30 protein-coding genes and 1 tRNA gene are annotated in these 25,860 nt (G+C 62.0%); 16 read left to right on the top strand and 15 right to left on the bottom strand.

The genetic code is table 11. The annotated features are described in order from the left end of the window. Positions 1 to 2: 2 nt before the first annotated feature. Positions 3 to 932, bottom strand: a complete 930-nt coding sequence (locus tag KKY_RS16945) for an SDR family oxidoreductase (RefSeq protein ID WP_014132609.1) — start codon at positions 930 to 932, stop codon at positions 3 to 5. A 79-nt stretch (positions 933 to 1,011) separates the two neighbouring features. Here KKY_RS16945 and KKY_RS16940 point away from each other — a divergent pair, with 79 nt between their 5' ends. From KKY_RS16940 to KKY_RS16920, 5 genes are all read left to right on the top strand, one after another. After that, positions 1,012 to 1,620, top strand: a complete 609-nt coding sequence (locus KKY_RS16940) for a TetR/AcrR family transcriptional regulator (RefSeq protein ID WP_041529602.1) — start codon at positions 1,012 to 1,014, stop codon at positions 1,618 to 1,620. A 105-nt stretch (positions 1,621 to 1,725) separates the two neighbouring features. After that, entirely contained in the window at positions 1,726 to 2,601 is an 876-nt protein-coding gene (locus tag KKY_RS16935) for a division plane positioning ATPase MipZ (protein WP_050811748.1), read from the top strand. A gap of 126 nt (positions 2,602 to 2,727) precedes the next feature. Continuing rightward, entirely contained in the window at positions 2,728 to 3,747 is a 1,020-nt protein-coding gene (locus KKY_RS16930) for a nucleotidyltransferase family protein (protein WP_014132606.1), read from the top strand. A gap of 339 nt (positions 3,748 to 4,086) precedes the next feature. Next, a complete protein-coding gene (locus KKY_RS16925; RefSeq protein WP_041528864.1) occupies positions 4,087 to 4,731 on the top strand; it encodes an AbiTii domain-containing protein in 645 nt (214 codons plus the stop codon). Further along, on the top strand, positions 4,728 to 5,543 hold the full coding sequence (locus tag KKY_RS16920; RefSeq protein ID WP_041528863.1) for a hypothetical protein: 816 nt from the start codon (positions 4,728 to 4,730) through the stop codon (positions 5,541 to 5,543). The genes KKY_RS16925 and KKY_RS16920 overlap by 4 nt, the downstream gene beginning before the upstream one ends. 217 nt (positions 5,544 to 5,760) lie before the next feature. Here the strand turns inward: KKY_RS16920 and rpsA are convergent, their stop codons facing one another. The 3 genes from rpsA to aroA all read right to left on the bottom strand — a co-directional run bounded on the left by rpsA (position 5,761) and on the right by aroA (position 9,768). After that, positions 5,761 to 7,464: a 30S ribosomal protein S1 gene (gene rpsA, locus KKY_RS16915; protein ID WP_014132604.1), complete on the bottom strand. Its 1,704-nt coding sequence runs from the start codon at positions 7,462 to 7,464 to the stop codon at positions 5,761 to 5,763. 316 nt (positions 7,465 to 7,780) lie between these two features. Next, positions 7,781 to 8,422 carry a (d)CMP kinase gene (cmk, locus tag KKY_RS16910; RefSeq protein ID WP_014132603.1) on the bottom strand — a complete coding sequence of 214 codons (642 nt, stop codon included), beginning with the start codon at positions 8,420 to 8,422 and terminating at the stop codon, positions 7,781 to 7,783. Beyond that, positions 8,419 to 9,768 carry a 3-phosphoshikimate 1-carboxyvinyltransferase gene (gene aroA, locus KKY_RS16905; RefSeq protein ID WP_014132602.1) on the bottom strand — a complete coding sequence of 450 codons (1,350 nt, stop codon included), beginning with the start codon at positions 9,766 to 9,768 and terminating at the stop codon, positions 8,419 to 8,421. Before aroA ends, cmk begins: the two co-directional genes overlap by 4 nt. A 272-nt stretch (positions 9,769 to 10,040) precedes the next feature. Between aroA and KKY_RS16900 the strand changes: the two genes are divergently transcribed. The 3 genes from KKY_RS16900 to KKY_RS16890 all read left to right on the top strand — a co-directional run bounded on the left by KKY_RS16900 (position 10,041) and on the right by KKY_RS16890 (position 12,093). Next, positions 10,041 to 10,478 (top strand): TIGR02300 family protein, encoded by a 438-nt coding sequence (locus KKY_RS16900; RefSeq protein WP_041528862.1) that lies wholly within the window; start codon positions 10,041 to 10,043, stop codon positions 10,476 to 10,478. Positions 10,479 to 10,813: 335 nt separating this feature from the next. After that, a tRNA-Ala gene (locus KKY_RS16895) sits at positions 10,814 to 10,889 on the top strand. A gap of 598 nt (positions 10,890 to 11,487) precedes the next feature. Then, complete coding sequence (locus KKY_RS16890; protein WP_014132598.1) at positions 11,488 to 12,093, top strand: YdeI/OmpD-associated family protein; 606 nt, start codon at positions 11,488 to 11,490, stop codon at positions 12,091 to 12,093. Between the two features lie 241 nt (positions 12,094 to 12,334). Here the strand turns inward: KKY_RS16890 and KKY_RS16885 are convergent, their stop codons facing one another. The 4 genes from KKY_RS16885 to KKY_RS16870 all read right to left on the bottom strand — a co-directional run bounded on the left by KKY_RS16885 (position 12,335) and on the right by KKY_RS16870 (position 15,940). Continuing rightward, entirely contained in the window at positions 12,335 to 13,987 is a 1,653-nt protein-coding gene (locus tag KKY_RS16885) for a TadG family pilus assembly protein (protein ID WP_014132597.1), read from the bottom strand. A 3-nt stretch (positions 13,988 to 13,990) separates the two neighbouring features. Continuing rightward, positions 13,991 to 14,431 (bottom strand): TadE family protein, encoded by a 441-nt coding sequence (locus KKY_RS16880; RefSeq protein ID WP_014132596.1) that lies wholly within the window; start codon positions 14,429 to 14,431, stop codon positions 13,991 to 13,993. 274 nt (positions 14,432 to 14,705) lie between these two features. Further along, the gene (locus KKY_RS16875; protein ID WP_014132595.1) at positions 14,706 to 14,957 is read right to left on the bottom strand and encodes a GlsB/YeaQ/YmgE family stress response membrane protein; all 252 of its coding nucleotides are present in this window, start codon (positions 14,955 to 14,957) and stop codon (positions 14,706 to 14,708) included. Positions 14,958 to 15,043: 86 nt separating this feature from the next. Continuing rightward, positions 15,044 to 15,940: a LysR family transcriptional regulator gene (locus KKY_RS16870; RefSeq protein ID WP_014132594.1), complete on the bottom strand. Its 897-nt coding sequence runs from the start codon at positions 15,938 to 15,940 to the stop codon at positions 15,044 to 15,046. A 99-nt stretch (positions 15,941 to 16,039) separates the two neighbouring features. On the opposite strand from KKY_RS16870, the gene KKY_RS16865 reads away from it, so the two are divergent. Further along, complete coding sequence (locus KKY_RS16865) at positions 16,040 to 17,041, top strand: NAD(P)H-binding protein (protein ID WP_014132593.1); 1,002 nt, start codon at positions 16,040 to 16,042, stop codon at positions 17,039 to 17,041. Here the strand turns inward: KKY_RS16865 and KKY_RS19770 are convergent. Further along, positions 17,030 to 17,875 (bottom strand): glycosyltransferase family 2 protein, encoded by an 846-nt coding sequence (locus KKY_RS19770; protein ID WP_014132592.1) that lies wholly within the window; start codon positions 17,873 to 17,875, stop codon positions 17,030 to 17,032. The genes KKY_RS16865 and KKY_RS19770 overlap by 12 nt on opposite strands. Positions 17,876 to 17,990: 115 nt before the next feature. On the opposite strand from KKY_RS19770, the gene KKY_RS16855 reads away from it, so the two are divergent. The 4 genes from KKY_RS16855 to KKY_RS16840 all read left to right on the top strand — a co-directional run bounded on the left by KKY_RS16855 (position 17,991) and on the right by KKY_RS16840 (position 19,849). Continuing rightward, on the top strand, positions 17,991 to 18,413 hold the full coding sequence (locus tag KKY_RS16855; protein WP_014132591.1) for an Hsp20 family protein: 423 nt from the start codon (positions 17,991 to 17,993) through the stop codon (positions 18,411 to 18,413). Between the two features lie 13 nt (positions 18,414 to 18,426). Further along, the gene (locus KKY_RS16850) at positions 18,427 to 18,729 is read left to right on the top strand and encodes a DUF1150 family protein (protein WP_014132590.1); all 303 of its coding nucleotides are present in this window, start codon (positions 18,427 to 18,429) and stop codon (positions 18,727 to 18,729) included. A gap of 2 nt (positions 18,730 to 18,731) precedes the next feature. After that, the gene (locus KKY_RS16845; RefSeq protein ID WP_041528861.1) at positions 18,732 to 19,139 is read left to right on the top strand and encodes a VOC family protein; all 408 of its coding nucleotides are present in this window, start codon (positions 18,732 to 18,734) and stop codon (positions 19,137 to 19,139) included. Positions 19,140 to 19,249: 110 nt separating this feature from the next. Further along, positions 19,250 to 19,849 carry a hypothetical protein gene (locus KKY_RS16840; protein WP_050811747.1) on the top strand — a complete coding sequence of 200 codons (600 nt, stop codon included), beginning with the start codon at positions 19,250 to 19,252 and terminating at the stop codon, positions 19,847 to 19,849. A gap of 180 nt (positions 19,850 to 20,029) precedes the next feature. Here KKY_RS16840 and ptsN read toward each other — a convergent pair whose 3' ends face one another. Next, positions 20,030 to 20,497, bottom strand: a complete 468-nt coding sequence (gene ptsN, locus KKY_RS16835; RefSeq protein ID WP_014132587.1) for a PTS IIA-like nitrogen regulatory protein PtsN — start codon at positions 20,495 to 20,497, stop codon at positions 20,030 to 20,032. Positions 20,498 to 20,663: 166 nt separating this feature from the next. After that, positions 20,664 to 21,239, bottom strand: a complete 576-nt coding sequence (hpf, locus tag KKY_RS16830) for a ribosome hibernation-promoting factor, HPF/YfiA family (protein WP_041528860.1) — start codon at positions 21,237 to 21,239, stop codon at positions 20,664 to 20,666. Positions 21,240 to 21,680: 441 nt separating this feature from the next. On the opposite strand from hpf, the gene irrA reads away from it, so the two are divergent. After that, positions 21,681 to 22,121 carry an iron response transcriptional regulator IrrA gene (gene irrA, locus KKY_RS16825; RefSeq protein ID WP_041528859.1) on the top strand — a complete coding sequence of 147 codons (441 nt, stop codon included), beginning with the start codon at positions 21,681 to 21,683 and terminating at the stop codon, positions 22,119 to 22,121. A 23-nt stretch (positions 22,122 to 22,144) separates the two neighbouring features. After that, complete coding sequence (locus KKY_RS20605) at positions 22,145 to 22,285, top strand: hypothetical protein (RefSeq protein WP_014132584.1); 141 nt, start codon at positions 22,145 to 22,147, stop codon at positions 22,283 to 22,285. A gap of 9 nt (positions 22,286 to 22,294) precedes the next feature. On the opposite strand, the gene KKY_RS16820 is transcribed toward KKY_RS20605, so the two are convergent. Then, positions 22,295 to 22,870, bottom strand: a complete 576-nt coding sequence (locus tag KKY_RS16820; RefSeq protein ID WP_041528858.1) for an SH3 domain-containing protein — start codon at positions 22,868 to 22,870, stop codon at positions 22,295 to 22,297. A 143-nt stretch (positions 22,871 to 23,013) separates the two neighbouring features. Between KKY_RS16820 and KKY_RS16815 the strand changes: the two genes are divergently transcribed. Continuing rightward, on the top strand, positions 23,014 to 24,021 hold the full coding sequence (locus KKY_RS16815; RefSeq protein WP_014132582.1) for a 2-hydroxyacid dehydrogenase: 1,008 nt from the start codon (positions 23,014 to 23,016) through the stop codon (positions 24,019 to 24,021). 72 nt (positions 24,022 to 24,093) lie between these two features. Here KKY_RS16815 and KKY_RS16810 read toward each other — a convergent pair whose 3' ends face one another. Genes KKY_RS16810 through KKY_RS16800 form a run of 3 tightly spaced genes read right to left on the bottom strand, consistent with a single transcriptional unit; the run spans position 24,094 to position 25,745 of the window. Continuing rightward, on the bottom strand, positions 24,094 to 24,519 hold the full coding sequence (locus KKY_RS16810; RefSeq protein ID WP_014132581.1) for a GFA family protein: 426 nt from the start codon (positions 24,517 to 24,519) through the stop codon (positions 24,094 to 24,096). Between the two features lie 9 nt (positions 24,520 to 24,528). Next, positions 24,529 to 25,317: an alpha/beta fold hydrolase gene (locus KKY_RS16805; protein ID WP_014132580.1), complete on the bottom strand. Its 789-nt coding sequence runs from the start codon at positions 25,315 to 25,317 to the stop codon at positions 24,529 to 24,531. Positions 25,318 to 25,319: 2 nt separating this feature from the next. Beyond that, on the bottom strand, positions 25,320 to 25,745 hold the full coding sequence (locus KKY_RS16800) for a YciI family protein (protein ID WP_014132579.1): 426 nt from the start codon (positions 25,743 to 25,745) through the stop codon (positions 25,320 to 25,322). Positions 25,746 to 25,860 lie beyond the last annotated feature (115 nt).

Here is a 25,860-nt window from a genome sequence, read left to right as displayed (position 1 = left end):
CCCTATTGGGCAAACTCGCGTGCAAGGCGCGTTGCTGAAAGCCCTTCGGACACCTCCCAGAGCCTTGCGGCGACCGCACGGTCGGCGGCCTGGGGCGGGATTTTGGCCGGGGCGGGATGGCCGCGGGTTTCGTTCAATCCGTTGGGGCCGTAATAGGCGCCGGGCTTTGCCTCCCGCGCCGTGGCGGCGAAAAGGGTTGGCAGGGCGCCCTGGGCGGCGGGCTGGAACAGGAACCACAGGGCGGACCGCGTTATGCCGCTAACGCTCATGCGGCCGGGCGCGTTGTGCAGGAGGTCGGTGCGGGAAATGCCCGGATGGGCGGCAAAGCTGGATATGCCCCAGCCGCCCGCCTCGGAGCGCCGCTGCAGCTCGAAGGCGAACATGAGGCAGGCGAGCTTGGATTGGCTGTAGGCCTGCATGGGGATGTAGGCGGCCTGCGATTGGAGATCGGCAAAATCGATCTTGCCCTGACGGGCGGCAATGCTGGAGAGCGAAACGACGCGCGGGTCAGAGCCTTTGACCAGCAGCGGCATGAGATGGGCCGTCAGGGCGAAATGGCCGAGATAATTGGTGCCGAACTGGAGCTCGAAACCGTCTTCGGTCTGCTGGCGTTCGGGCGGCACCATGATTCCGGCATTGTTGATGAGGATATCGAGGGAACCGCGCTGGCGGCGCAGCCGGGCACCGAAATCTTCTACCGAATTGAGACTGGCCAGATCGAGCTGTTCGAAGGCGACATTGGCGCCGGGGATTTCGGCCCGGATGCGGGCGAGCGCCTGGTTTCCCTTTTTCGGATTGCGGCCGGCGACGATGATTTCGGCGCCGGCCCGCGCCAGGGCCAGAGCGTCCTCGAACCCCAGACCGCCGGTGCCGGTGATGACGGCGGACCGTCCGGTGAGTGGGGGGATTTCCAAGGCTGTCCATTTTGCCATAAATTCTACCCTTCGATGAAAAATGCACTCGGTGCATAATTATATTGCACTCAGTGCAGTTTTTGACAAGGGTCTGATTGTGACAAACGCAAAAGAGCCGCGCGTGGAGGGTCTGCGGGAGCAAAAGCGCAGGCAGACGCATGCGCGCATTGCCGAGGCGGGGCTGCGGCTGTTCCGGGCGCAGGGGTATGAGGCGACGACGCTGGAGGCCATTGCCGCCGAGGCGGGGATTTCGCGCCGGACCTTTTTTCACTATTTCAAATCCAAGGACGACATTTTGCTCTCGCTGCAAAGCGGGCCGGGGGAGGCGCTGGCCGCGGCATTGGCCGCGCGGCACGAGGGGCTGACGCCGTTTGCGGCGGTGCGCGGGGCGATGCTGGCGCTGGTGGCGCAATACCCGCCCGACGAGTTGATTGCGCTCGACAGGCTGATGCGCTCGAGCGAAGCGATCCAGGCGCGCAAACAGGCAAGCTATGCGCGCGACGAGGCGCTGGTTCTCGAAGCGTTGCGGACCCATTGGCCCGAAAAGAGCGACACCCATCTGCGGATGGTTGCCATGCTGGCCATCGGAGTGTCGCGGGTGGCGCTGGATGGATGGAACAAGGATGGCGGGCGACGGCCGCTCGCCGATTTTCTGGCCGAAGGGTTCGACGCCGTCGAAGCGATGGGCGGGCAACAAACCGGTTGAAATCCTCTGCCTTATCCTTGGGAGAAGGGGCCCGATTAAGTCCTCGTTAACCATGTTGGCACTTGATGGGCCGATGGATTATCGGTTGATTTGGGGTTGTTGGAGATGACGCAGGCGGGCGCGCATATCATTGTTGTGGGCAATGAAAAGGGCGGGTCGGGCAAATCGACGACCTCGCTGCATCTGGCGGTCTATCTGCTCCATTTCGGGTTTGCCGTGGGGACCGTGGACGTGGACAGCCGGCAGCAGACGCTGACGCGCTATGTGCGCAACAGGCGAACCAGCGCGGAGACGCGTGGGCGCGACGTGCCGATGCCCAAGCACCTTTATATCCCGACGGCCTGGGGGGATTCGATTTCGGAAAACCAGGTGGCCGAGCGCGAGATTTTCGACCGCTCCGTGGCGGGGCTGCGTAAGGAGGTCGATTTCATCGTCATCGACACGCCGGGGTTCGACTGCAATCTGGCGCGGGCGGCGCTCGAGATTGCCGATACGCTGGTGACCCCGCTCAACGATTCGATGATCGATCTGGACGTTCTGGCCCGGATCGACGAGCAGAGCGGGCAGCCGATCCAGACCAGCCCCTATTCGCGAAACGTGCAAAAGGCGCGCGCCGAGCGGCTGGAGCGCACGGGGCAGACAATCGACTGGGTGCTGGTGCGTAACCGGATCGCGCAACTGGGCTCGCGCAACGCCAGCGAGGTGCAAGAGACCATCGAGATGGTCGCCGAGCGGTTGGGGTGCCGGGTGGCCGAGGGGATCGCGGAGCGGGTGATCTTTCGCTCGCTGTTTAAACTGGGGATGACGGTGTTCGACCCGCTGGACGCCGAAACGCTGGGGGCCGCGCCCTCGATGTCGCATGTCAATGCGCGGCAGGAATATCGGCGGCTGGTGGCGGCGATGCGGCTGCCGGTGGGCTTGCCGGTGCCCGAGGCGGACAATGGAGCAAGCGCGGCGGGAGTCGAGCGGCGTTCGGCTTAGAGGCTGGGGTCGGCGGCAGGTCGCCGCGTTCTGCGACTGGCCGGTGTGCATCAGGAAATTTTTTGATGCACACTTGATGTTTGTGTGCAGCAAACTATAATTTGATGCACATAAACGGGGTTCGACATGGAACCGGTATCTCTGAGCCGCTCGGCGGTGGTGGCCTATCAGGATCTCTTGCGCCTTCATCTCGATGAGCGGGCGGCGAGCCTTATGGGCAGTATCGAGGAGCGGCACCGCAACGGGCGGGTCTATCTTTACGAGCGGTTCCGGATCGGGACCGAGATGGTAAGCCGGTATCTGGGCGAGGACAGGCCGGAGCTGCGGGCGCGGCTGGAAAAGGCCGAAACCCTGAAAGCGCAATCGGAGGGGCGCCGGCAGCGGATGAGCCAACTGGCGCGGACGCTGCGGGCCGAAGGGCTTTTGACGACCGACCGGGACACTGGATCGCTACTGCTCGCCTTTTCAAGGGCGGGGGTGTTCCGGCTGGGGGGAACGCTGGTGGGCACTTCGGCCTATGGACTCTACCAGGGCGAACTCGGGGTGCGCATGGATGCCGAGGAGCTGGCGCAAACCGGCGATATCGATATTGCCAGTTTCGAGCGACTTTCGGTGGCGCTGGACGACACAGTGGACGAAAACCCTGGCGACATTCTCAATGTGCTCAAATTCGATCCCGTGCCGGGGATCAACGACCAGCAGGTGTGGCGATGGCGGCAGAGCCATTCGGAAGCCATTGTCGAATTTCTGACGCCCGCCTTCGGGGAGGAAAGCGTCAAGCCGCTACCCGCCTTGGGGGTGAGCGCGCAAGGGCTCAATTATCTCAACTTCCTGCTCGCCGACCCGATCCAAGCGGTTGCGCTCTATCGCTCGGGGGTTCTGGTGCAGGTTCCGCGGCCGGAACGCTTTGCCATTCACAAGCTGATCGTGGCCGACCGGCGCCAGGGCGGGCCGGACCAGATCAAGGCGCGCAAGGACCGGGCGCAGGCGGCGTTTCTGGTGGCGGTGCTGGCGCAGGACCGGCCCGACGATCTCGCCGAAGCCTATGAGGATGCCTTATCGCGCGGCTCGCGCTGGCGCGAGCGGATCGGGGCGAGTCTGAAGCGGATGCCGGAAACGGTAGAGCGGTTAAAGGGGATGGGGTGAGGGGGGAACGATTTCTGCGGCTATATGATCGATCAGGTGGAAACAGCGGAGGACGCGGCGCGGCTGTTTTTGGACCATCCGCATATCACTGTGTTTCCGAGGGACAGTTGGATACCATGCTGTTTTGGCGGGGCCGGGTATGTAGGGGTGATCGAGGTAGGCTCACGGGCTTGAAATGGCCTGACTGCTTCCGCGACACCATATGGGAAAAAGGTCGCGCAATTGCTGTTACCTTGAAGCTGACATACGGATTGGGAAAGAATTGGCGCTTTGCTCAGACAGGGACGGTTCCCAAGTCGACTGATAATAACGCGCCTATTTCAAATCAAAGGGGGTAGCGTGGGCATTCTAGGCGAAATCCAAGCGGCAGTCCTGAATGAGAAAGCCGACCTTGCTTCAGTACTGCTGAGGCTCCGCTTTTTGGCCTCACGTCTTGGAAGCGAGCCACTCGAGGATTGGGTCAAGTATGAGACTGAAGGATATCCTAAGGATGTGGAGGTGCCGGAATACCGGAAGCTGAGTGTCCAATATCGCGGGACTTGGTCGGGACCATGGGCGAGCGGCATCGAAAATGCGCCAATTCCATCGTACCTGATTGAGAAACACGCTGGCGAATCCTGGACGGAGTTCCAAATGCGGGAGAGCGTCGCAGCGGTTGATGATCTGACCGCCAAGACAGAAGGCTCTATAGGCGTCGACGCTTCGAACCTGATTCTTATTTTGCAGGGCAAGGTGTACCCGGATTTGGCCTGCAACTCCATCACGGGCGAGCTGTCGTTGGTTGCCGTTAGAGAAATCAAGCAAACTGTTCGAAGCCGTGTCTTGGAGTTGACTCTAGAGCTCGAAAAGCGACTTCCTGAGGCAGCCGATGTGACGCTCGATCAGAGGATGCCTGCAGGCTCATCGAGTGAACAAACGGTCACAGAGATATTCCGCCAAACAGTCTATGGTGGGGTGAGGACTAATCGTCCTGGGGGCACATGACGGATCCCATGATTGTCGAGTTCGTTCGCATTTCTGAAATGGGCTTCAACTGGATGCCGATCATTCAGACGGCGATTGGCACTGCAGGTGGTTTCATGTTCGGCTTGTTGGCCTTCGCGATTCAACAGTGGTTCTATCGCCGCCGCGATCAACATGACAGAGATGAAGCGGTAAATGACGCGCTGAAGCGCGTTTTGACGTGCGCCAGTACGAATATGGAGACGCTCATCTCGCATAAACGGCAGTTCCTCAACGACCTCGCTCCGGAGGTCGATACAATGCAGAAGCTTGTGGAAGCGTCCTACGAAGATGCCACGAACATTAAGCCGCTCGTTGAAGGCAGCCAAAAGCTGCGGTACTTTTATCAGACGATCCCCCATGCTTACGAGCTCGAGCCACCTGACTTCCTTGAACTTTCAAGGGTGGCCGAGGAGATGCCGCATCTGTCGACCTTCATTCACCGGGCAATGTCCGCCATGAAGGAATACAACGCCATTCGATTGGAGCGGAATACCCTGATCTCGGAGCACGCCAAGGAAAACGCGGCAGGTATGAACGCGTACCGCGTGCAGTATTTCGCGAACATGCTGACTGGGCAGGGTAACGGAATGATCCTCACCGTCGACGATGCTCTTGCCTTCTTCATGCTCTCCAATGAACAGATCGAAAACTATTTTGACCATAAGGTAAAACTTGAGGGCTTCATGCGATATCGCCCAACTGACAAGGCGATAAGGGAGCTGCCAGCAATCGATCGCTTCTCTGAGCTGCGCAACCAGATGGTTGATTTCGCAGAACGTACTGGGGCGTAAGAAGCGAAAGTATTGATCGCAAAAATTGAGAGCTGGCAAACGGGAACCGAGTCCCGTCGATCCATACGTTTTCTCTTGTGGGTCCGATCGCTAAGGTAACCCGACCAGAACCACCCGAGCGGACACTTATCCCTCCCAAGGGCTCGCCGAAATGCCAGCTCTAAAAAAGGGCCCGCGCTTTTGCGCGAGCCCCTTAAAGTCGAAGCAACTACGTTGCTTACTTCTTGTCCTGGCCTTTCAGCGCAGCACCAAGGATGTCGCCGAGGGAGGCGCCGGAGTCGGAGGAACCGTACTGAGCGACGGCTTCTTTTTCTTCGGCGATTTCCAGGGCCTTGATCGAAAGGCCGATGCGGCGGGTCTTCTTGTCGAACTGGGTGATGCGGGCATCGACCTTTTCGCCGACGGCGAAGCGTTCGGGGCGCTGGTCTTCACGGTCGCGGCTCAGATCGGAGCGGCGGATGAAGGCGCTGAGGTCGGTATCGGCGATGCGCACTTCGAGGCCACCATCGGTAACGGCGGTGACTTCGGTGGTGACGATGGCACCCTTGCGCAGGCCATCGGAGCCGGCAGCGGCATCGGCCATCGCATCGGACCCAAGCTGCTTGATGCCCAGGGAAATGCGTTCCTTGTCGATATCGACGTCGAGAACCTTGGCCTTGACGATATCGCCACGGTTGTAATCCTCAAGCGCTTCTTCGCCCGGACGGTTCCAGTCGAGATCGGAGAGGTGGACCATGCCGTCCACATCGCCATCGAGGCCGATGAACAGGCCGAATTCGGTCTTGTTCTTGACTTCGCCTTCGATCTCGGCGCCGATCGGGAACTTGTCGGCAAAGCTTTCCCACGGATTGGCGAGGGTTTGCTTCAAACCAAGCGAGATGCGGCGCTTTTCGGGATCGACTTCGAGAACGACCACTTCGACTTCCTGGGAGGTCGAGACGATCTTGCCCGGATGGACGTTCTTTTTGGTCCAGCTCATTTCCGAGACGTGGATCAGGCCTTCGATGCCCGGCTCGAGTTCGACGAACGCACCGTAATCGGTGATGTTGGTCACGCGGCCAGTGAACTTGGCTTCCACCGGGTACTTGGCGGCAATGCCTTCCCAGGGATCGGCCTGGAGCTGCTTCATGCCCAGCGAAATACGATGGCTTTCCTGATTGACGCGGATGATCTGGACCTTGATGGTCTCGCCGATCGCCAGGACTTCGTTGGGGTGATTGACGCGGCGCCATGCGATGTCGGTGACGTGGAGCAGGCCATCGATGCCGCCCAGATCAACGAACGCACCGTAATCGGTGATGTTCTTGACGACGCCTTCGACCACCTGGCCCTCTTCGAGCTGCTGGACGATTTCCGAACGCTGTTCGGCGCGGCTCTCTTCGAGAATGGCGCGGCGCGAGACGACGATATTGCCGCGGCGCTTGTCCATTTTCAGAATCTGGAAGGGCTGCGGCACGTTCATCAGGGGAGCGATGTCGCGGATGGGGCGGATATCGACCTGGGAGCGCGGCAGGAAGGCCACGGCGCCATCGAGATCGACGGTGAAGCCGCCCTTGACCTGGTTGAAGATCTGGCCTTCGACCTTTTCGCCCTTGTCGTAAAGGACTTCGAGGCGGACCCAGCTTTCTTCGCGGCGGGCCTTCTCACGGGAGAGGACAGCCTCGCCCATCGCGTTTTCGACGCGGTCGACATAGACTTCGACTTCCGAGCCAACGGCAATGGTGCCGTCGCGGCCGGCGGCGCCGAATTCCTTCATCGGCACGCGGCCTTCGGTCTTCAGTCCAACGTCGATGATGGCGAGGTCTTTTTCGATTGCGACGACCTTGCCTTTGACAACGGTGCCCTCGACGGGATCGATGTCGTGAAAGCTCTCAAAAAGGAGCTGTTCGAAATCTTCTGCAGATGCGGTCTGGTTAGCCATTAAAACTCCATTCCGAGCGGGTGCGCGGAACATTTGGGTTGGTGTTGATGATGATAGGTATATGGGCAGGGGGTGGAACAAAAACAACGAACGGTGCCGGTTGCATGAGCTGCGCCCCTCATCCGACCGCTTCGCGGCCACCTTCTCCCCAAAGGGGCGAAGGACATCAGGGGCTCGCCAAAGACTTCACTCCCTCGCCCCTCTGAGGAGAGGGACGGGGTGAGGGGAGGCCAAGAGCACAACGCTATCGATTGTCCCAGCACCCGGCGAAAGATTAGTGGCCCAACGCCGCAAGTTTGGATTTTGCCTTCGCTCTTTAAGAGCGGGCCGACTTGCGGGCGATAGCCGCCTCCACTTGCGCGATGGCTGCCGTAATGGCGGCTTCTATATCCAAATTGGTCGTATCGAGCAAGACCGCATCGTCAGCCGGGTGAAATCCGCCATGGGGGGCGGCGGCATCGCGCGCGTCGCGGGCCTTGATATCGGTAAGCAGCTTTTCGCGATCGACGCTCTGGCCGCGCGCTAGAAGCTGGCGGGCGCGGCGGGCGGCGCGAACCTGGGGATCGGCGACGATAAAGAGCTTGGCGTCGGCCTCGGGGGCGATTGTGGTGCCGATATCGCGGCCATCGAGCACGGCGCCGAGCGGCTGGGTGGCGAAATCGCGCTGGAAAGCAAAGAGAGCTTTGCGTACGCCGGGGAAGACGGCGATCTTTGAGGCCAGAACGCCCACTTCGGCACCGAGCAGGAATTCAGGATCGATGACGGCAGAATCGAGGTCCTGGGCGGCCTTTGTGGCCCGTGCCTCGATATCGGGGGCATCGATATGGGCTTTGACCGCCAGCCCGACGGCGCGGTAGAGCAGGCCCGTATCGAGATGGGGCAGGTTGAAGTGCCTGCCCAGCGCGGCGGCGATGGTGCCCTTGCCCGAGGCCGCCGGCCCATCCACCGCGACAATCATGCGGCGTCCTCACTTTGGGAAAATCCGGCTCCCAGCCGGGTGAAATCGGCTTCGAAGCTGGGGAAGCTCGTCGCGATCATCCGGTCGTCATCGACGGTGACGGGCTTTTCCGAAGCCAACCCCATGACGAGAAAGCTCATGGCGATGCGGTGATCGAGGTGGGTTGCGACCGTGCCACCGCCAGGGACGGCGCCCTTGCCGGTGACGGTGAGGAAATCGGCGCCTTCCTCGCAGACAACGCCATTGGCTTCGAGCCCGCGGGCCACCGCGGCGAGGCGGTCGGATTCTTTCACCCGCAATTCCTCGAGCCCCGCCATGTGGGTGACGCCTTGCGCAAACGAGGCGGCGACGGCGAGGACCGGGTATTCATCGATCATCGAGGGGGCGCGGGAGGCGGGGACGGAGACGCCCTTCAAACGCGAATGTTTCACCCGCAGGTCGGCGATGTCCTCGCCGCCCGAGACGCGGCGGTTTTCGATTGCGATGTCGCCGCCCATCTCAATGAGCGTATCGATAAGCCCGGTGCGGGTGGGGTTCATCAGAACGTTTTCGATGACCACTTCCGAGCCCGGCACGATGAGGGCGGCGACCAGCGGGAAACCGGCCGAAGAGGGATCGCCGGGGACGATCAACTCTTGCGCTTTGAGCTCGGGCAGGCCGGCAACGGTGATGGTGCGCACGCCATCGGCATCGGTGGCGATGGCGATATCGGCGCCGAAGCCTTCGAGCATCTTTTCGGTGTGATCGCGGGTCATGATCGGCTCGATCACCGTGGTTGTGCCGGGGATGACGAGGCCGGCCAAAAGCACGCAGGATTTGACCTGGGCGGAGGCCATGGGCACGCGGTAATGCACCGGCACGGGATCGGTGGGGCCCTTCAATGCAATAGGCAGGCGGTTTTCGTGGTGTTCGACCACTTCAACGCCTATGGCGCGCAGCGGATCGAGCACGCGGCCCATGGGGCGGGCCGAGAGCGAAGCATCGCCCACAAAGCGGGTAACGAAGGGGTAAGCGCCGACAAGGCCCATGGTCAGCCGCACGCCGGTGCCCGCATTGCCGAAATCGAGATCGGTCTGCGGCGCGAGAAAGCCGCCGACGCCGAGCCCGTCGATCTGCCAGGTCTCCCCGATCTTTTCGATATTGGCGCCCAAGGCCTGCATGGCGCGGCCCGTCGCCAGCACATCCTCGCCTTCGAGCAGGCCGGTGACGGTGGTGCGGCCCAGCGCCATGGCGCCGAACATCATGGCGCGGTGGGAAATCGACTTGTCGCCGGGCACCCTTATGGACCCGGAAAGGGCGCCGGCATTGTGGCTGGCGCGCGGACGCGGCGGGAGGGCATGGGACATGGCAAACGAACCGGGACTGGAAAGGGTAAAAACGAGGTCGGGCTTAGCATGATCGTATCTGCCTGCCAATCACGGGCATGGCCGCTTACATTTTGCGTTTGACAGCGGCGAAAATTTCACGCTAACCGAACCCCCAACGTGGCCGCCCTTATTCTGCCGAGGGTGTTGCGCCCGCACTTTATGCCTGTTGCGCCCCTTAGCAAAAACCCGCTAGCGTTTTTCGGGGCGCTCGAAATACCAACCCTACAGCAGCAGATGAATGGGGAATTGCCTTGGCCAGTGACGAACGCGGTACCAAGCGGACATGCCCGGTGACGGGCAAGAAATTCTACGATCTGGGTAAGGACCCGGTGGTCTCGCCCTATACCGGAAAATCCTATCCCTTGAGCTTTTTCGAAGCCGCTCAGGAAAAGGCGGCCGCCAAGTTCGGTGCCAAGGAGCGCAAGGCCGACAAGGTCGAAGAAGAAGACGAGGTCGAGGAGGCCGACGTGGATGTCGCGGCCGCTGAAGCGGGCGCCGAAGTCATCTCGCTCAGCGATGCCGAAGACGATACCGACGATGATGACGACAATGACGACGACATTCCCGATGTCGAGGATGTCGAGGTCGACGAGGAACTGGGCGGTGACGACGACGACACCTTCCTTGAAACCGATGACGACGAAGACGACATCGATTTCGACGTCGAAGTGGACGATGACGAGCGCTAAAGCGCTCGGTTGTTTTGCCTCACGGGCCGCACCGCTGCGGGCATGACGCGCGCGGTCTTTTTGCCTCGCGCCGGCGGCCTGCGCGCTATGCCGTGCGCTGGCCCTCCGGCGGGGCGGCCAAAACGTTGGCCGAGGTCCTCGGCTGCGCCTCGTCCATCCGTCTCACGGCGCGCACCGCTGCGGGCATGACAGGGCTTTTTCGAGCCGCATGAAAAATTTGCGACGCATGGCAATTTTTGCTCTTGCGTCGCAAAACACTTCTCACTAGGTTCCGCCCGTTCGCTCAGGGCACCTGAGGAACCACCCGGACGGCGCATTGCGCGCCACCAATCGATGGGGCCATAGCTCAGCTGGGAGAGCGCCTGCATGGCATGCAGGAGGTCAGCGGTTCGATCCCGCTTGGCTCCACCATTTTCCATATCTCACGCGCCGTATCACTCACCGCATGACGCGCTAAAGCCGCGCTACGCGGTTCGCTGGCGCTCCGATGGGGCGCGCAAAACGTTGCGCGGGCCGCATTTGCGGCCTTGTCGCGGTTCGAGGCTTCGCCTCTTACCTCCACCATTTGTTTCTTTTTTCTCACGACGCGCACCACTGCGGACATGACGGGCTAAAACCGCCCTATGCCCTTCGTTGCGCCTGCGATGGCGCGACCGAATGGTCGGCCGGGTCCTCGGCTTCGCCTCGTCCAGTCTTCCTTTGAAATTCGTGTTTTTCGCAGGCTCTCGCGCCGCGAATGGTTTTGCGTTGGCTCATGATGAGCAGGACCATATCTCTGTATCGCGCAAAGGAAAGGCCCCCTCACCCGGACCTGCGGTCCGACCTCTCCCCCCAAGGGAGAGGTAAGAAAGCCGCAAGTGCCGGGGGACACCTCTCCCTTGGGGGAGAGGTCGGCTGGCGCAGCCAGACGGGTGAGGGGGCCTTTCTTTTAGGCCTTGCGCACTGTCTCCCGGGCCATCACTTGCACGGACAGCGTCTCTCTGTAGAGTTGGGGAAAAGAGGAGTCGTCATGCCGCCTGTCATTCCCGATCCGGATAAAATTCGTCCGTTTGTCGATTTCGAGAGCTTTTATGGCTGGCTGGCCCAGCATGGGGGCGCATGGGACGAGGTTTGGGTTCAGTTTTTCAAGAAGGGATCGGGGGTCGAAACGATCAGTTACGAGGAGGCCGTGCGGGCCGGGCTGTGCTGGGGGTGGATCGACGGGATCAAGAAAAAGCACGACGAAAAATCCTATCTTTTGCGCTTTACCCCGCGGCGCAAGAAATCGATCTGGAGCCAGATCAATACCCGCCACGCCGAAAAGCTGATCGAAGACGGGCTGATGCGCGAACCGGGACTGGCGCAGATCGAGGCGGCCAAGGGCGACGGGCGCTGGGACGCTGCCTATTCCTCGGGGGCCGAATTCACCATGCCCGAGGATTTTGTTGCGGCGGTGCGGGCAAATCCTGAGGCGTTCAAGGTCTATGAAACGCTCAATCGCGCCAATCTTTATGCGCTGATGTTCCGGATCAACGGGGTCAAAAAGGCGGAAACACGGTCCCGCAACATCGAAAAATTCGTTGCCATGCTGGCGCGGGGGGAGACGCTGCATCCCAATGGAAAGGCCAAGGGGTAGCACGAGCATTTGAGTTTTCGACTGCCGCAATGTTGCCGGCCCCCGGCTTTCACCGGGGCAGGAAGCGGGAAATCGACCTTCTCACCGGCGTCACAGGGGATTCGGTAACCGGCAAGATTGATGGGGTCTATCGCGAACGCCGAGTGTACTGGACCCCGGCTCAAGGCCGGGGTGACCAAGGGTGTGTGGCGCCGATGGTGCCGAGCGCAGAAGAGCGCTTTTTCTTTGGGTGGGACTGGCCCTATTGCACCAGGGCGGCGTTGCGGCAGTCGAAGCCGTGGACGGCGACATCGATTTCGCCAAGGCCGAGGCCGAGCGTATCGAAAAGCACCATCAGGACCTCGTCGAGGATGGGGGCAACAGGATCGAGCAGGGTTTCGACGGTGCCCAGCGCGCCCGAGAGGAGCGAGCCGAGCAGGCTGATCGACAAGATTTCCAGTTCCAGGTCGAGATCGCCGATCAAGGAGCTGGTGAGGCTCGACACGGGGGTTTGCGTGCTTGCCGTGCGGATGGTGCCATTGGCGGCGTCGGCCGCCGTGAAATAGAGCGGGACGGGGCTTGTCTGGCTCATTGAAATATCGGCGCGGGCATTGACCCGGGCAATACCGCCCAGAAGCGAGACGATGGGCGTTTCGGTGACCACCAGCGGGCTTTGTGTGTCGAGGAAGGCCGCATGCGGGGTGTTGCCCACGGCGAGCCGCAACACACCGGGGCGCGCGGCGATGGTGGCCGTACCCTGATCGGGGCGGCCGGGCGGGCAGGCGAGGGACGCGATGCGGGCTTCGGCGGGGGCGAGCTCGGCATAGACGGGCAATGTGATATCGAGCAGGCCGAGGCCGCCGCCATCGCCCAGAACGGATATATCGAGCCGCAGCCGGGTCTGGGCGGTGCGCAGATAGTCGCCCTCGCCCGAGAGCGTAAACCAGCCGGTGACCGGCGGTTCGCCCACGACGAGCGCCACGTCGATGCCGACAATGCCCGGTACGCCCGCGCCCAGCTCAAGGCTGACATGGCGGTTGCCATCGGCCACCAATGCGGCGGCGGACAAAAGGCCCAGCGCATCGATGCTGGCCTCGACGGCGGCCGAAGTGCCAAGCGCCAGCCCGGCCAGCCCGTCGGCGACGATGAGGCGTGCCATATCCACACTGATGGTTTCGTCGATCAGCCCGGCCAGTTGCACGAGGACTGCATTGCCCCCCGAGGCCGAGGCGATTGCGGTGGCGATGGCGCCGAGCGAAACATCGGCATCGAGGAGTTCGGAATAGGTGCCGACCTCCAGACCGACTTCGCCGGCCAGGGCGTCGAGGAAATCGAGCAGCGCAATATCGATATCGGCAATGGCGTTGTAATCGAGCAGGGTGAGGGACAATTGGGTGCCCAGAAGGCCGCCCAGCACGGCGTTGAGCACGCCGCCATCGAGGCTGGCGAGGCGCGAGCCGATGGACCAGGTGGCCATGGGGGTGGCGCTGGCGGTGGCCACAACGCCGATGCGGGGCGGGGCAAAACCGAAAATCGAAGCGAAATGGACGGTGCCCTGGCGCCGCAGGGTGACGCGGGCCGCATTGACCGGGCCGGTATCGGGGGCAAAGCGGGACGCGGGAGCAAGCGATGGATCGGGGGCGTAATGGCCGGTCTGGACGAGAATTGTTTCGGGCAAGGGATCATAACCCGCGTCCGTCAGGGCCACCCGCACGCGGTCGGCGGCGTTGGCGGGGTCGGCTGCGGCATGGATGGCGGCCAGATCGGCGGCCGATTGCAAACGGCGCTTTTCAAGATGCAGGGAGGCCTCATCGACGGCAAAGGCCGCCAGCCCGAGCAGCACCGGCGCGCCGGCGGCAAACAGCGTTACGACATTGGCCCTGACATCGGCGAGAAAACCCTGGAGCCGGTGCATGGCTCACACCCCGCCATTCCGAATGGTTGAGGCAAACCTTATCGTCCTGTCGGGCAGGGGAAGCGGGGGGTGGAGATTCCAGATGGGCAGCGCCGATGCATCATAGCTGACACGGACCAGGAACTGGTCGGGATCGGACGGGCTGGGGGCGGCCTCGATTGTCAGGAGATCGGGGTCGATAAGGACGTACGAGCCACCATTGTCGGCGAGGAAGGCGGTGGCGAGGGCCGTGCGCTCGGCGCCCGAGAGCCCGGCCACCGCGGCGCGGGCCGCATCGGCGGCCAGTTGCTGGACCGAATGGGCAGCGCCGAAATAAATGCCATAACCGATGGCACCGAACACAAGCAGCAGGAAGACGGGCGCGATCAAGGCAAATTCGACGGCGGAGCTGCCCGTCTCATTGAGCCAATTTTGCCGCAAGGGCTGACGCGACCCGCCGGGCATAAAGCCCCCTTCCTCTGCTGATGGTGCGGGGGGAAAATTAAACCGCAAACGCTACCAGGACGTCTGTGGGCGCATGAGGATGGTGACGGACCGTATGAATACGGCGATCCCAAGAAAAGACCGGCGCCCTGGGCAAGGCGCCGGTCGTCAATATCGCTTTATGCAAAACTTTCTAGAGCATTTCAGCGCTTCCTCGAATCGCTTCTATTGCTCTAAGTCCTTGTTTTGTCGCGCTTCCGAACCGGATAAGTGATACCCACTTATCCTGGAAGCTCTAACGCCGAACGGCCCTGACAAGCGCGATGAGGATACACGCACCGATCAGACCGGCGATCAGATAACCCAGCCAGCCGCCGAACGAAATTCCGACAAGGCCGAAAAGAAAACTGGCAATCGCCGCGCCGACGATGCCGAGAACGATGTTGAGAAAAATTCCCGTGCCGGTCTTCATGATGGCCGAGGCTATCCAGCCGGCCAGACCGCCAATGATGATGGCTGCAATCCAGCCAATTCCTGCGTCTTCCATTTTGTCCCCACAACAGCAAAGTGAATGGTCGTCCCGAAAAAGGACAGTTCTATAACGCACAAAGGGGCGAACTGGTTGCGTTGCGGTCACTTCACCCCACGCATCATGGCGTGGAACCCGGCAACGAGCGCATCGAACACGGCACGGACGCGCGGCACGCGGGCCAGGTTTTCGTGGGTGACGATCCAGGTCTGGATATCGGCGGGGGAAAAATCGGGCAGGATCCTGACCAGACCGGCATCGGCATTGCCTGTAGGCACCTGGACCAGGGCGATGCCCAGGCCGGCCCGGGCGGCGGCCAGTTGGGCAGGGTGACTGTCGGTGCGCAACACAAGACCGGCGGGATCGAACGCGGCGGCGAAGGGCCCGGCCAGCGCCAGGTCGGACAGGTTACGATCGGGACCGATGATATCGTGGGCGGCGAGCTGGTCGGTGGTGAGCGGCTGCCCGCGCCGCGCGACATAGGCTTTGGACGCGAAAAAACCCAAGGGGATATTGGCCACCTTGCGGGCGACAAGCCCTTTTTGCTTGGGCTCCATGGCGCGGACCGCCAGATCGACCTCCTGGGCCATGAGATCTGCGGGGAGGTTTGACAGGGACAGCTCGATCCTGATGGCCGGATGGGCGACCCTCAAGCGTTCGAGCATTGCGGGAACCACTTCGATGCCCATGAAATCGGGCACGCTCAGGCGGACGACCCCGGCAATAGCCGCTTCGGGCGCCGAGGCGCGGCGGATGAACACCTGCGATGCCGTTGCCATGGCCTGAGCGGGCTCGCGCAGGGCCTCTGCCGCCTCGGTGGGGGTGAGCCCGGTCATCGAGCGGGTGAACAACACGACGCCCAGATCGGCTTCGAGCGCCTCGATGCGGCTGCGCACCGTGGGGTGTGACAGGCCAAGGCGTCGCGCTGCGCCCGAAAGGCTGCCCGCTTCGAGCACGGCGAGGAAGATACGCTGATCGTCCCAGTTGATCGTTCGCTTCATAAATTTCTTGTAGGCAATACTGCAAGTTTTGACAATTTATTTTCAAAGCGCGCGAGCCCATCTTTCGGTCATCTGAAATGCGGATGAAGGATTTAGGTCATGGATAGCGAAAAGAGGACGGCACTGGTTCTGGGGGCCACAGGCGGGGTGGGCGGCGCCATCGCCGGGGCGTTGCTGGCCAGGGGATGGGCGGTGCGCGGGCTGGCGCGAGATCTCGAAGCGGCCCGCCGGAACGGGCCGGCCGGGGTCCAATGGGTGGGCGGAGACGCGATGAGCCGGGCCGATGTGAGCCGTGGCGCTGAAGGTGTTTCGGTCATCGTGCACGCGGTCAATCCGCCGGGCTACAAGGATTGGGACAGACTGGTGCTGCCGATGATCGACAACACGATTGCCGCTGCGCGGGCCGTGGGCGCGCGGATCGCGCTTCCGGGCACCGTCTATAATTTCGATCCGGCACAAACCCCGGTATTGAGTGAGGCCAGCCCGCAGAACCCGAAAAGCGTCAAGGGGCGCATTCGGGCCGAGCTCGAAGCCCGGCTCGAGCGGGCGGCGCCGGAGGGGGAAAGCCTTATCGTGCGGGCCGGCGATTTTTTCGGGCCGGGCGCGCGGTCGAGCTGGTTTGCGCAGGCCATGGTGGCGCCGGGCAAGCCGGTGCGGCGGATCGTCAATGTCGCGCGCGGGGGCGGGCACAGTTGGGCGTATCTGCCCGATCTTGCGCAAACCTTCGCGCTGCTGCTCGAACGTCCGGAAAATCTGCGCCCGTTCGAGCGGGTGCAGTTCGAGGGGGTTTACGATGCGAGCGGAAAAGTGATGATCGCGGCTGTTGAGGGCCAGGTGGGTCGCAAATTGCCGGTCTGGCGCTTTCCCTGGTGGGCGATGCATCTTCTGGCGCCGTTCGGCGGTTTTGCGCGCGAGGCGGCCGATATCGCGGCGGTCTGGCGTCATCCGATGCGGATGGACAACACAAGGCTCGTCGAACTGCTCGGCCAAGAGCCGCGCACGCCGCTCGATACCGCCATGCGGCAAACGCTTGTGGCGATGGGGTGTCTGGAGGATGGGCCGGCTCCCATCGGCGAGCCGACCATGACCCTACCGCTTTAATAGCGGCTCGAGATGATCTTCGAAGAGATCGGGCGGACTGGCGCCGGGTCGGGGGGCATAGGTTTTTTCGGCGGCGAGCGAGATGTCGAGAAAACGGCCCATGCCGACAATTCCGGTCGGGTCGGCCAGGGGGTAGCGCCCCTCGGCCAGGCCTTTTCGCATCATGGTCTTGGAGGCGACCATCCTCTCGGTGACACCGGGGCCATTGGAGAGCGAAACGGGCATCTTCACGTAATCGTGCAATGGCACCCCGACGTGGAAACAGGCCGGCACACCGGCAAAGAGCTTGAGCAGGAAATCGAGATCGGTCATCGAGGGCTGGGTTGTCGAAAAGCGCGGATCGGCGCGGCGGCGATCGTGGACCAGCATGGAATCCATGGAAAAATTGGTGAATTTGTAGTCGCCGGGCGAAAGCAGGCGGTTTTCGCCTTCGCCGACATAGCGCAGGTGGGAACCCTCGGGCGTGGTGACATCCAGCGCGCAGGAGACCAGCCCGTATTCGATGGCGAGCGGCACCATGATCTCGAGCTTTTCGGGCTTGAAGGCGTCGTCGGCATCCAGAATCGCGGCGATTTCATAGCGGGCGGCGTCCAGCCCCACATTGCGGGCCGGGCATGAGCCGGCGCCGATCAGGCCCGACGCGAAAAACCGCAGCCGCGGATCGACAATGCCCGCCCGGCCCAGAACGGCCTCGTAATCCTCCTCGTCATCGGCGACCACGATCAATTCGAAATGGACATGGGTCTGGGCCAGCGCCGAGGCGACGGCGCGGGCGATGGTGCCCTGCGCCCTGTAGGCGGGCATGACGATGGAGACGGCAAGCTCTTTTAGCATCGATAAGTTCTCTTGAACGGCGCGCGCTGCGACCCATATCATAGCCAAGTGACGATGAAGCCTAAAAGAGGGTCATCGTCAGGATGTTGCTTGGTATCAAGGACATGAACGACCGATGACACGGGTATCGCTGTTTTCCGCCCCCTTCCTTCTGGGCTTTGACACGTTCGAAGAACGTTTCGACCGGCTCGCACGGGCCTCCGAGGGATATCCTCCCTACAATATCGAGCGGGTAACCGCACAAGGTGGGGATGAGACCTATTCGATCGCCATTGCGGTCGCGGGATTTTCTCGTAACGATCTGGAAGTGATTGGGGAGGATAATCAGCTCATCGTGCGGGGCAGGCAGGCCGAAGACGGTGCGCGCCAGTATCTGCATCGCGGCATCGCCGCAAGGCAGTTCCAGCGTACTTTCCTGCTTGCCGACGGCATGAGGATAGAGGGCGCCGAACTGAAAGACGGCCTCCTCGTTATCACCGTATACCGGCCCGTCACCGAGACCGTGACCCGCCGTATCGAGATCCGTTCGGTCGAGTAGAGAGGTATGCGTTATGAACAAGCCCATTGAAAAGACAGCGTTCACTGACGCCCATCTGGGCGTTTCGGCCGAACCGCTCAAGGCGCTGACCGCCGCGCAATTTGCCGCGCTGGGCGCCGGGGACATCGTGTTCCGCAAGCAGATGAACGCGGGCGAACTGGCCGAATTCATCCCCCAGGCCGCCATGGCGCCTGCCGAACAAAGGCTGGAACTGCTCATGAGTGCCGACGGCGCTCCCGTTCTGATCGCCGACACCGAAGACGCGATCATGGACTGGATCGACGGCCACGAAGTGCAACTGGCGACGTTGCATTAGCCATGAATGAGCCTGCCAAGAGTGCGCCGGTGCTGCGTGTCGCCCGCCCCACCGACAACATCGACGCGCTCCTGCATTTCTATCGCGACGGGATGGGGTTTGAACTTTTATCCCGCTTCGAGGCACATAACGGGTTCGATGGCATAATCCTGGGCGGATCCGGCGCGCCCTATCACCTCGAATTTACCCGCGCGCATAGCCACACCGCCGGACGCGCGCCAACAAAAGACAATCTGCTGGTCTTTTACCTGCCAGATGAAACCGCCTATGGGCAGGCGCGCGACCGCATGGAAGCGGTGGGTTACACGCCGGTGAAATCCTTCAATCCATGGTGGGACGCCGAAGGCGTTACGTTTGAGGATCCTGACGGCTACCGCGTCGTATTCTATAACGATAGCTGGAAACGCTAAACCAAAAAGGGCTGCCCCGCATGGGATGGCCCTTTTTTATCACGCAGGTCGCCCGGGCTTTCGTGCCTGAAAGCTGGTATCGATGCTCGAGAAGTGCTGTGGAGGGAGCCATGATGCGGATTGGATTTGCGGTGATGGCGATGCTTTTGGGCATGGCCGGGGCATCGGCCCAGACGATCGAGAGCGTCTATACCGATTTCGATGCGGCCCGGTGCGTGATGTTTGCGCCCGGCGATGCGGACGCCGGGATGCCGGCGCAGGCGGTTTGTCCCGGCTATGGCGGCTATCCAGTGCTGCTCCAGACAATCGGGGACAATCACAGCCTTTATTTCGGGTTTCCACCGCAGGGCGAGCTGGTTTCGCGCTGGGCGAGCTTTGTCGATACGGGCGCGCCGCACGATGTGATCGAATGGCGGGTGTTGAGCGAGGGCGACCGGCAGGTCCCGTTCGCCACCATACAGCGCTGGTTCGTAGCCGCGCCCGAGCGGGACGAGCCCGTCGAGGTGCTGGTTGTCCAGAAGGTGGGGCTGATCGAAGCGTGGCAGGGGTGCATCGTGGGGTATGTGGTGGCAACGGGCAATCCCGATGCCAATAAGACGGCCCGCACGATCGCCGATACGCTGGGGCGTGAGCGCGAATGCATAAGCATCGAACCGGTGATCGAAGAGGGAACGGTGCCACTGCCGGAATACATGCTTTACGGCTATTAGATCAAATCCGCTTTTCGTCGAATCGCTAACTTGATCTAAGTCGTTGTTTTTTCACGCGTCCGAACCGCAAAACCGTTTCCACTTTTGCTGGACGCGCTCCAAGACGGCCGACGCCCACCCGAAATCGAAAGGCCGCCCCAAAGGGCGGCCTTGTTGGTATCAGGCGGTCAATCGTAGGGATCAGGCCGCGTTGATGGCTTCGGCCGGGGTTGTGAGGATGTCGCGCAGCTTGGTTTCATCCTTTGTGGCGCGAAGCCGATCCACGACGCCGTCGGCCCGCAGCAGGCGCGCGACGCGGCTGAGGGCCTTCAAATGATCGGCACCCGACCCTTCGGGGGCCAGGAGCATGACGACGAGGTCGACCGGCTGGTCGTCCACGGCGTCGAAATCGATGGGCTGGGCAAGGCGGGCAAAGACCGCCGTGACGCTGGGCAGGCCCTTGATCTTGCCATGGGGGATGGCGATGCCATTGCCCAGGCCGGTCGAGCCGAGCTGCTCGCGGTTCTGCAGTGTCTCGAAGATCACCTGCGCGTCGATACCGACGAGTTCAGACGCACGATCAGCCAGGAGTTGAAGGAGCTGGCGTTTGCTCGCGACCTTAGCGCAGGCAATGATCGAATCCTGCGACAGGATGTCAGCAAGTTCCATTTAACAAACCTTTTGGGTGACGTTTCTCTTCAATGACCGCCGACAATCTCATATCGAGCCCACGCCATTTGCGTTGTCCTATACAACGGTGAGGGGGCAATGTGTCCGGCGCGTTTCCCGTCCGGGAAGGTGGCATCCACCCTCCCCGGGACCGCGCCATTGCGCGTCATGTTTGCGACAGGGCCGGATCGATCCATCCGATGTTCCCGTCGGCCCGGCGGTAAACCACATTCATGCCCCCGTGTCCAGCGTGCCGGAACACAATTACATCGGACTGTGACAGATCAAGCTCCATAACCGCCTCGCCCACGCTCATGGTGCGCAGGTTGGAGGTGGCCTCGGCAATGACGGGCGGCGCAAAATCCTCGTCGAGTTCGATATCGTCGTCGGGCGCGGCGAGCACATAGGCCGAATAGCCGTCCGCCGCTCCCGTTCCATTGGTGGAGCGTCTGTGATTCTTGAGCTTGCGCTTGTAGCGCCGGAGGCGCTTTTCGATGTGGGTGGCCATATCCTCATAGGCCGCCGTCGCGTCATTGGCCGAGGCGGTGGCCTGCAGCACGACGCCGGTATCGAGATGAATCATGCAATCGGCCTTGAACCCGATGCCTTCGGGCTCGAGGGTCAGATGACCGTCATATCCTCCATCGAAATATTTCCCAACCACAGCGTCGATCCGATCGGTGGCGGTGCCACGAAGGGTCTCCCCGACGTCCATGTTTTTGCCAGATACACGCAAGCTCATGATGGCCTCTTGGTCTGGTTTCGGATGCCCGGCACGGGAGCCAAACTCTTCTGCACCCAAATTCCGGCGGGCAGGATGGAGTCTAGACCCCTTGGCTGACCCTTGGCAATCAGAACCGGGACAGCGGCATCACTTTCAAGTGGTGACGGTGGATAACATCGGGCATGGGCCGCGCGTTCCCGACCGATCGCATATTTCGATAAATGTCATTTTTTCAATGGTTTAGTTTGGGAGCCCGGTCGCGTCGGCTGCCGGACGGACGGCAATGGCCGGACCGATTTCCCGGCGTACCGACACGGGCCGGCGACGTCGGCCAACGGGGGCAGTGAACCGCGGGATGCGACCATGACGCGCGGGAAACCGGGGAGTTCTTGTGTCGGGGTGCCCGGCCCGGTATAGTCCGGCACATAATGGCAATTTCCGAACAAAAAAACAGAGCCAATGACTGCATCGATTAGGGCCGAGGCGCATCCCTCACGCGGCCCCTGCCTTATGGCCGTGCTGCGCATGGCCGGGCTGCGGCCCACCCGCCAGCGGCTCGCGCTGGCCGAACTTCTGTTTTCCGGACCGCACCGGCACGTCAACGCCGAACAGCTCCATTCGGAAGCCGAGGGCGCGGGGGTGCAGGTTTCCCTGGCCACCATCTACAATTCGCTGCACCAGTTCCGGCAGGCCGGGCTGTTGCGCGAAATCTCGGTGGACGCTGCACGGTCCTATTTCGACACCGACACCACCGACCACCACCACTTCTTTATCGAGGACGAACAGCGGATCGAGGATATTCCCTCCGATTCGATCAAGATCGCCGGCATTCCCGATGCGCCCGAAGGCATGAAAGTGACCCATGTGGACGTCATCGTGCGGGTCAAGCGCACGCAATAGGGCACCGGCGGAGCGATGGGACGATGAAACTGGTGCAAACGGTTCTCGTGCTTTTCGCAACGATCCTGACAAGCGCATGCCAGACCACGACACCGCCGGCCGGGGCCGGACATGATTGCGTGGTCACACCCTATGACATGGTGGAATGCAGCCCGGCCGACTGAGGGGACCGGTCAGTCGAAAACTTCACCCTCATAGACACCCCAGAGCGTCTCCTGGGCGACGAAACCCTGATAGGTGGTTGCGTGGCCATCGGGGCCGGTGTGGCTGAGGCGGATTTCGCAGGCCGTGCCTGTGCAGGTGCGCACCGAGACCAGCATGTTTGGGGAGAGCCAGGCGCGCACGGCCGATTCGGGGCCAGCGGCCACGCGCAAGGCGATGGGGCCTTCGGCCTGCCAGGGAGCGACCAGCGCTGTCCTGTCGCCGACCACGAGGTTCTGGTGCACCCAGCCCTCATCGCCTTCCACATCGCGAATGCGGCGCCAGGTATCGAATTCGGCGGTGATTTCCACGGGAACGCCGGGGCGCAGGAAGGTAAAGGCGATATCGTAATTGGTGCCGGGGCCGACGCGGACATTGGTGGGCGCGTTGCGCATCGAAACAAACCGGGGGATGGGCAGGCCGCTCGCCGTGCCGACCTGAGCGTTCTGGGCGAGGGCCGGCGCCACCGAAAACGCCGGCGCGCAAAGGGCCAGAGCCAGCACCACCAACAGGCGAAGGGAGAGGAAAATACGCAAGAACTTACTCATGAAATCCGATGAACGCGGAACCGGCATGCGCGGCAGGACTTTGCAGCGCGACGCTTTTTCCCTAACAGTACTCGCGCGACCTTAATGGTCGCTGAAAATGATAAAAACCGGTGTCGGAGCTAGTCTGCAATAATGGTGATCGTGTGACCCGGGACCGGGCCAGAATCGTCGTTTCCCGCCGGTTGCCGGAGCCGGTCGAGGCGCGCATGGCGGCGCTGTTCGAGGTCACATTCAACCAGAGCGACGCCCCGCTCGATTCGACGGCGCTATTGAGCGCGCTCAACGGGGCCGACGTTCTGGTTTCATCGATAACCGACCGCATCGATTCGGGGTTCATCGCGCAGATGCCCAGCGGGGTCAAACTGATTGCCCAGTTCGGCAACGGGTTCGACAACATCAACATCGAAGCGGCGCATGCAGCGGGGATCACCGTCACCAACACACCCTCGGTCCTGACCGAGGATACAGCCGACATGGCCATGGCGCTGATGCTTTCCGTGCCGCGCCGGGTGACAGAGGGCGCCAGGGTGCTGCTCAAGGACGGCACATGGCCGGGCTGGTCGCCCACATGGATGCTGGGGCGGCGGCTCGGGGGCAAGGCACTGGGCATCGTGGGGCTGGGGCGCATCGGCACGGCGGTGGCCCGGCGGGCAAAGGCCTTCGGGCTTTCGATCCATTATTGCGGGCGCACGCGCAAGGCGCCGCAGATCGAGGAGGCGCTGGGCGCGACCTATTGGGCCTCGCTCGAGGAGATGGCCGAGCATGTCGACATCGTTTCGCTGCACACACCCCATACCCGCGATACCGTCAACATCCTGTCAGCGGACTGCATGAAGCGGCTCAAGCCGGGGGCGTTCGTCGTCAATATCTCAAGGCCGGAACTGGTGGACGAGGACGCGCTGGCCGACCTCGTGGCGTCGGGGCACCTTTCGGGCGCCGCGCTGGACGTTTTCGAGCACAAGAGGGGGGTGAACCCCAAGCTGGTTGAGCTGGCCCGGGCCGACAAGGTGATGCTGACCCCGCATATGGGCTCGGCAACGCTCGAAGCACGGATCGAGATGGGCGAGACGGTGATCGTCAATATCCGCACCTTCCTCGACGGCCATACGCCACCGCATCGCGTGCTGCCCGAAGGGCGGTCGCCGCTCTAGATGCGACCCTAGAGCATTGTTTTGTCGCGCTTTCGAACCGGATAAGTGGTGCCCATTTATCCTGGAAGCGCTCTAGAGATAACCGGTCAGGGTCGGAGCCTGCATCTGCTGGTCGTGAAGGCCGTCCTCGTAGACGATGGGGGCGGCATCGAGCTCTTGAGGCGTCACATCGTCCAGTGTGGACACGTTGACGGCGTGGAACCAGCCGTTGAAGGGCTCGAATTCGAGATAGCCGCGCGAGAAGACCTGCGTGCCGCATGTCTTGCAGAACATGTGATCGATCGTGCCCTGCGGCCATGAGGAGGGATCGGCGGTGTAATGGCCGATATGGGCTTCACCCCGGGTCACCCGCACCGAATCGCCATAGACGAACGCCTTGCGATAACCGGTCTTGAAGCAAAAAGTGCAGTTGCATTTGCGGATGCCCTCATCGAGATCGAGAGGAGCGGTGAAATGGACGGCGCCGCAATGGCACGAGCCGGAATGGGTCTTTTTCATTTCGATGCCTCAGGAGAAAAATTCGATGATGACCGGCGCGACACTGTCGGGTGCTGGACCGTGTCCCTGGCCGGGCAGGGTTTTCCGTGTCGCGCTGGGCAGCGATGCGGCGGCGGTGTCGGCTGCCGCGGCCATGAAATCGAAGCTCTGATCGCCATTGACGACGAGGACAGGCTGGGCGATGCCGCGCCAGCGGGCCTTCATATCGGTCTTTGTGGCCTCGGCCAGGATGCGGAAATCGTGGGCGATGGTGGTTCCGACAGCGGCATAGGCCGCCCATTGCGGACTCTGCTTGAAACCTTCGACATGCTCGGGCGGCGTGCCGACAGAGAGCATGAAGGCCTCCATGGCGCCGGCCCCGTCGCCACGAGCCTTATAAGCTTCCATCTCCGCCAGATCGGAGAAAGCGTCATCCTTGGATTGGGCGGTGTTGATGGGCGGTTCGTAGCAGATGACCCGGGTAACCTTGCGGGGAAGGGACGCGGCGGCCTCCAAGGCCAGCACGGCGCCCGAACTCATGCCATAGAGCATGGCAGACCCGCCGAGCGCATCGATCAGGGCTTCGATGTCCTCGATCTCGCGGTTGACGGCGTAGGGCTCGGTGTTGCCGCTTCCCCCACGGCCGCGCCGGTCGTAAAGCACGACCGTGAAACGCCGGGCGAGGATGTCGGCCAGTTTGGGCGTATCGGTATCGACGGCGCGATACTGGGTGGCGCCGGCGACAACGATCACGAGCGGGCCGGTGCCATGGGTCTCATAGCCGATGGCGCTGCCATCGGCGGATTTGACTTTGGGCATGGTCAGGCCCCCGACTTTTGCGCGGCGAGTTCGGCTTCGACCTTCTTGTGCTGCTCATAGCCTTCGCCTTCGGTGGCGAAATCCTCGAGTTCGTGCATCTGGCGGATCTCGAAGCGGTCCTGGCCGTGGGCGATGGGGCATTTGGCGACCCAGTCGATGGCTTCCTGCAGCGAAGAACAGTTCCAGATCCAGAACCCGGCGATCACTTCCTTGATCTCGGTGAAGGGGCCATCGGTTATGATGGGCTTGCCATCGGCGACCTGAACGCGGGCGCCTTTCGACGTCGACATCAGGCCCGCGCCATCGACCATGATCCCGGCCCTGACCAGTTCCTCATTGTATTTGCCCATTTCGAGCAGCAGGCCCTCCTGGGGCTCCATATCGGCCTCGCTGTCTGCGGATGCCTTTATCATCACCATGAAGCGCATTTTTCTCTCCCTTGGATGCGTGTCTGTCGCAAGGACGCTTCCCGATGCGTCCGTCCGACATTTCATCACTATTTTTTTGCCCGCGACACGAAAAAACCCGGCGCTCCTTTCGGGG

The sequence above is a fragment of the Pelagibacterium halotolerans B2 genome (genome assembly GCF_000230555.1).
Lineage (GTDB): Bacteria > Pseudomonadota > Alphaproteobacteria > Rhizobiales > Devosiaceae > Pelagibacterium > Pelagibacterium halotolerans.
The sequence above is the reverse complement of the archived record's forward strand: the minus strand, read 5'-3'. Positions and strand labels throughout refer to the sequence as shown.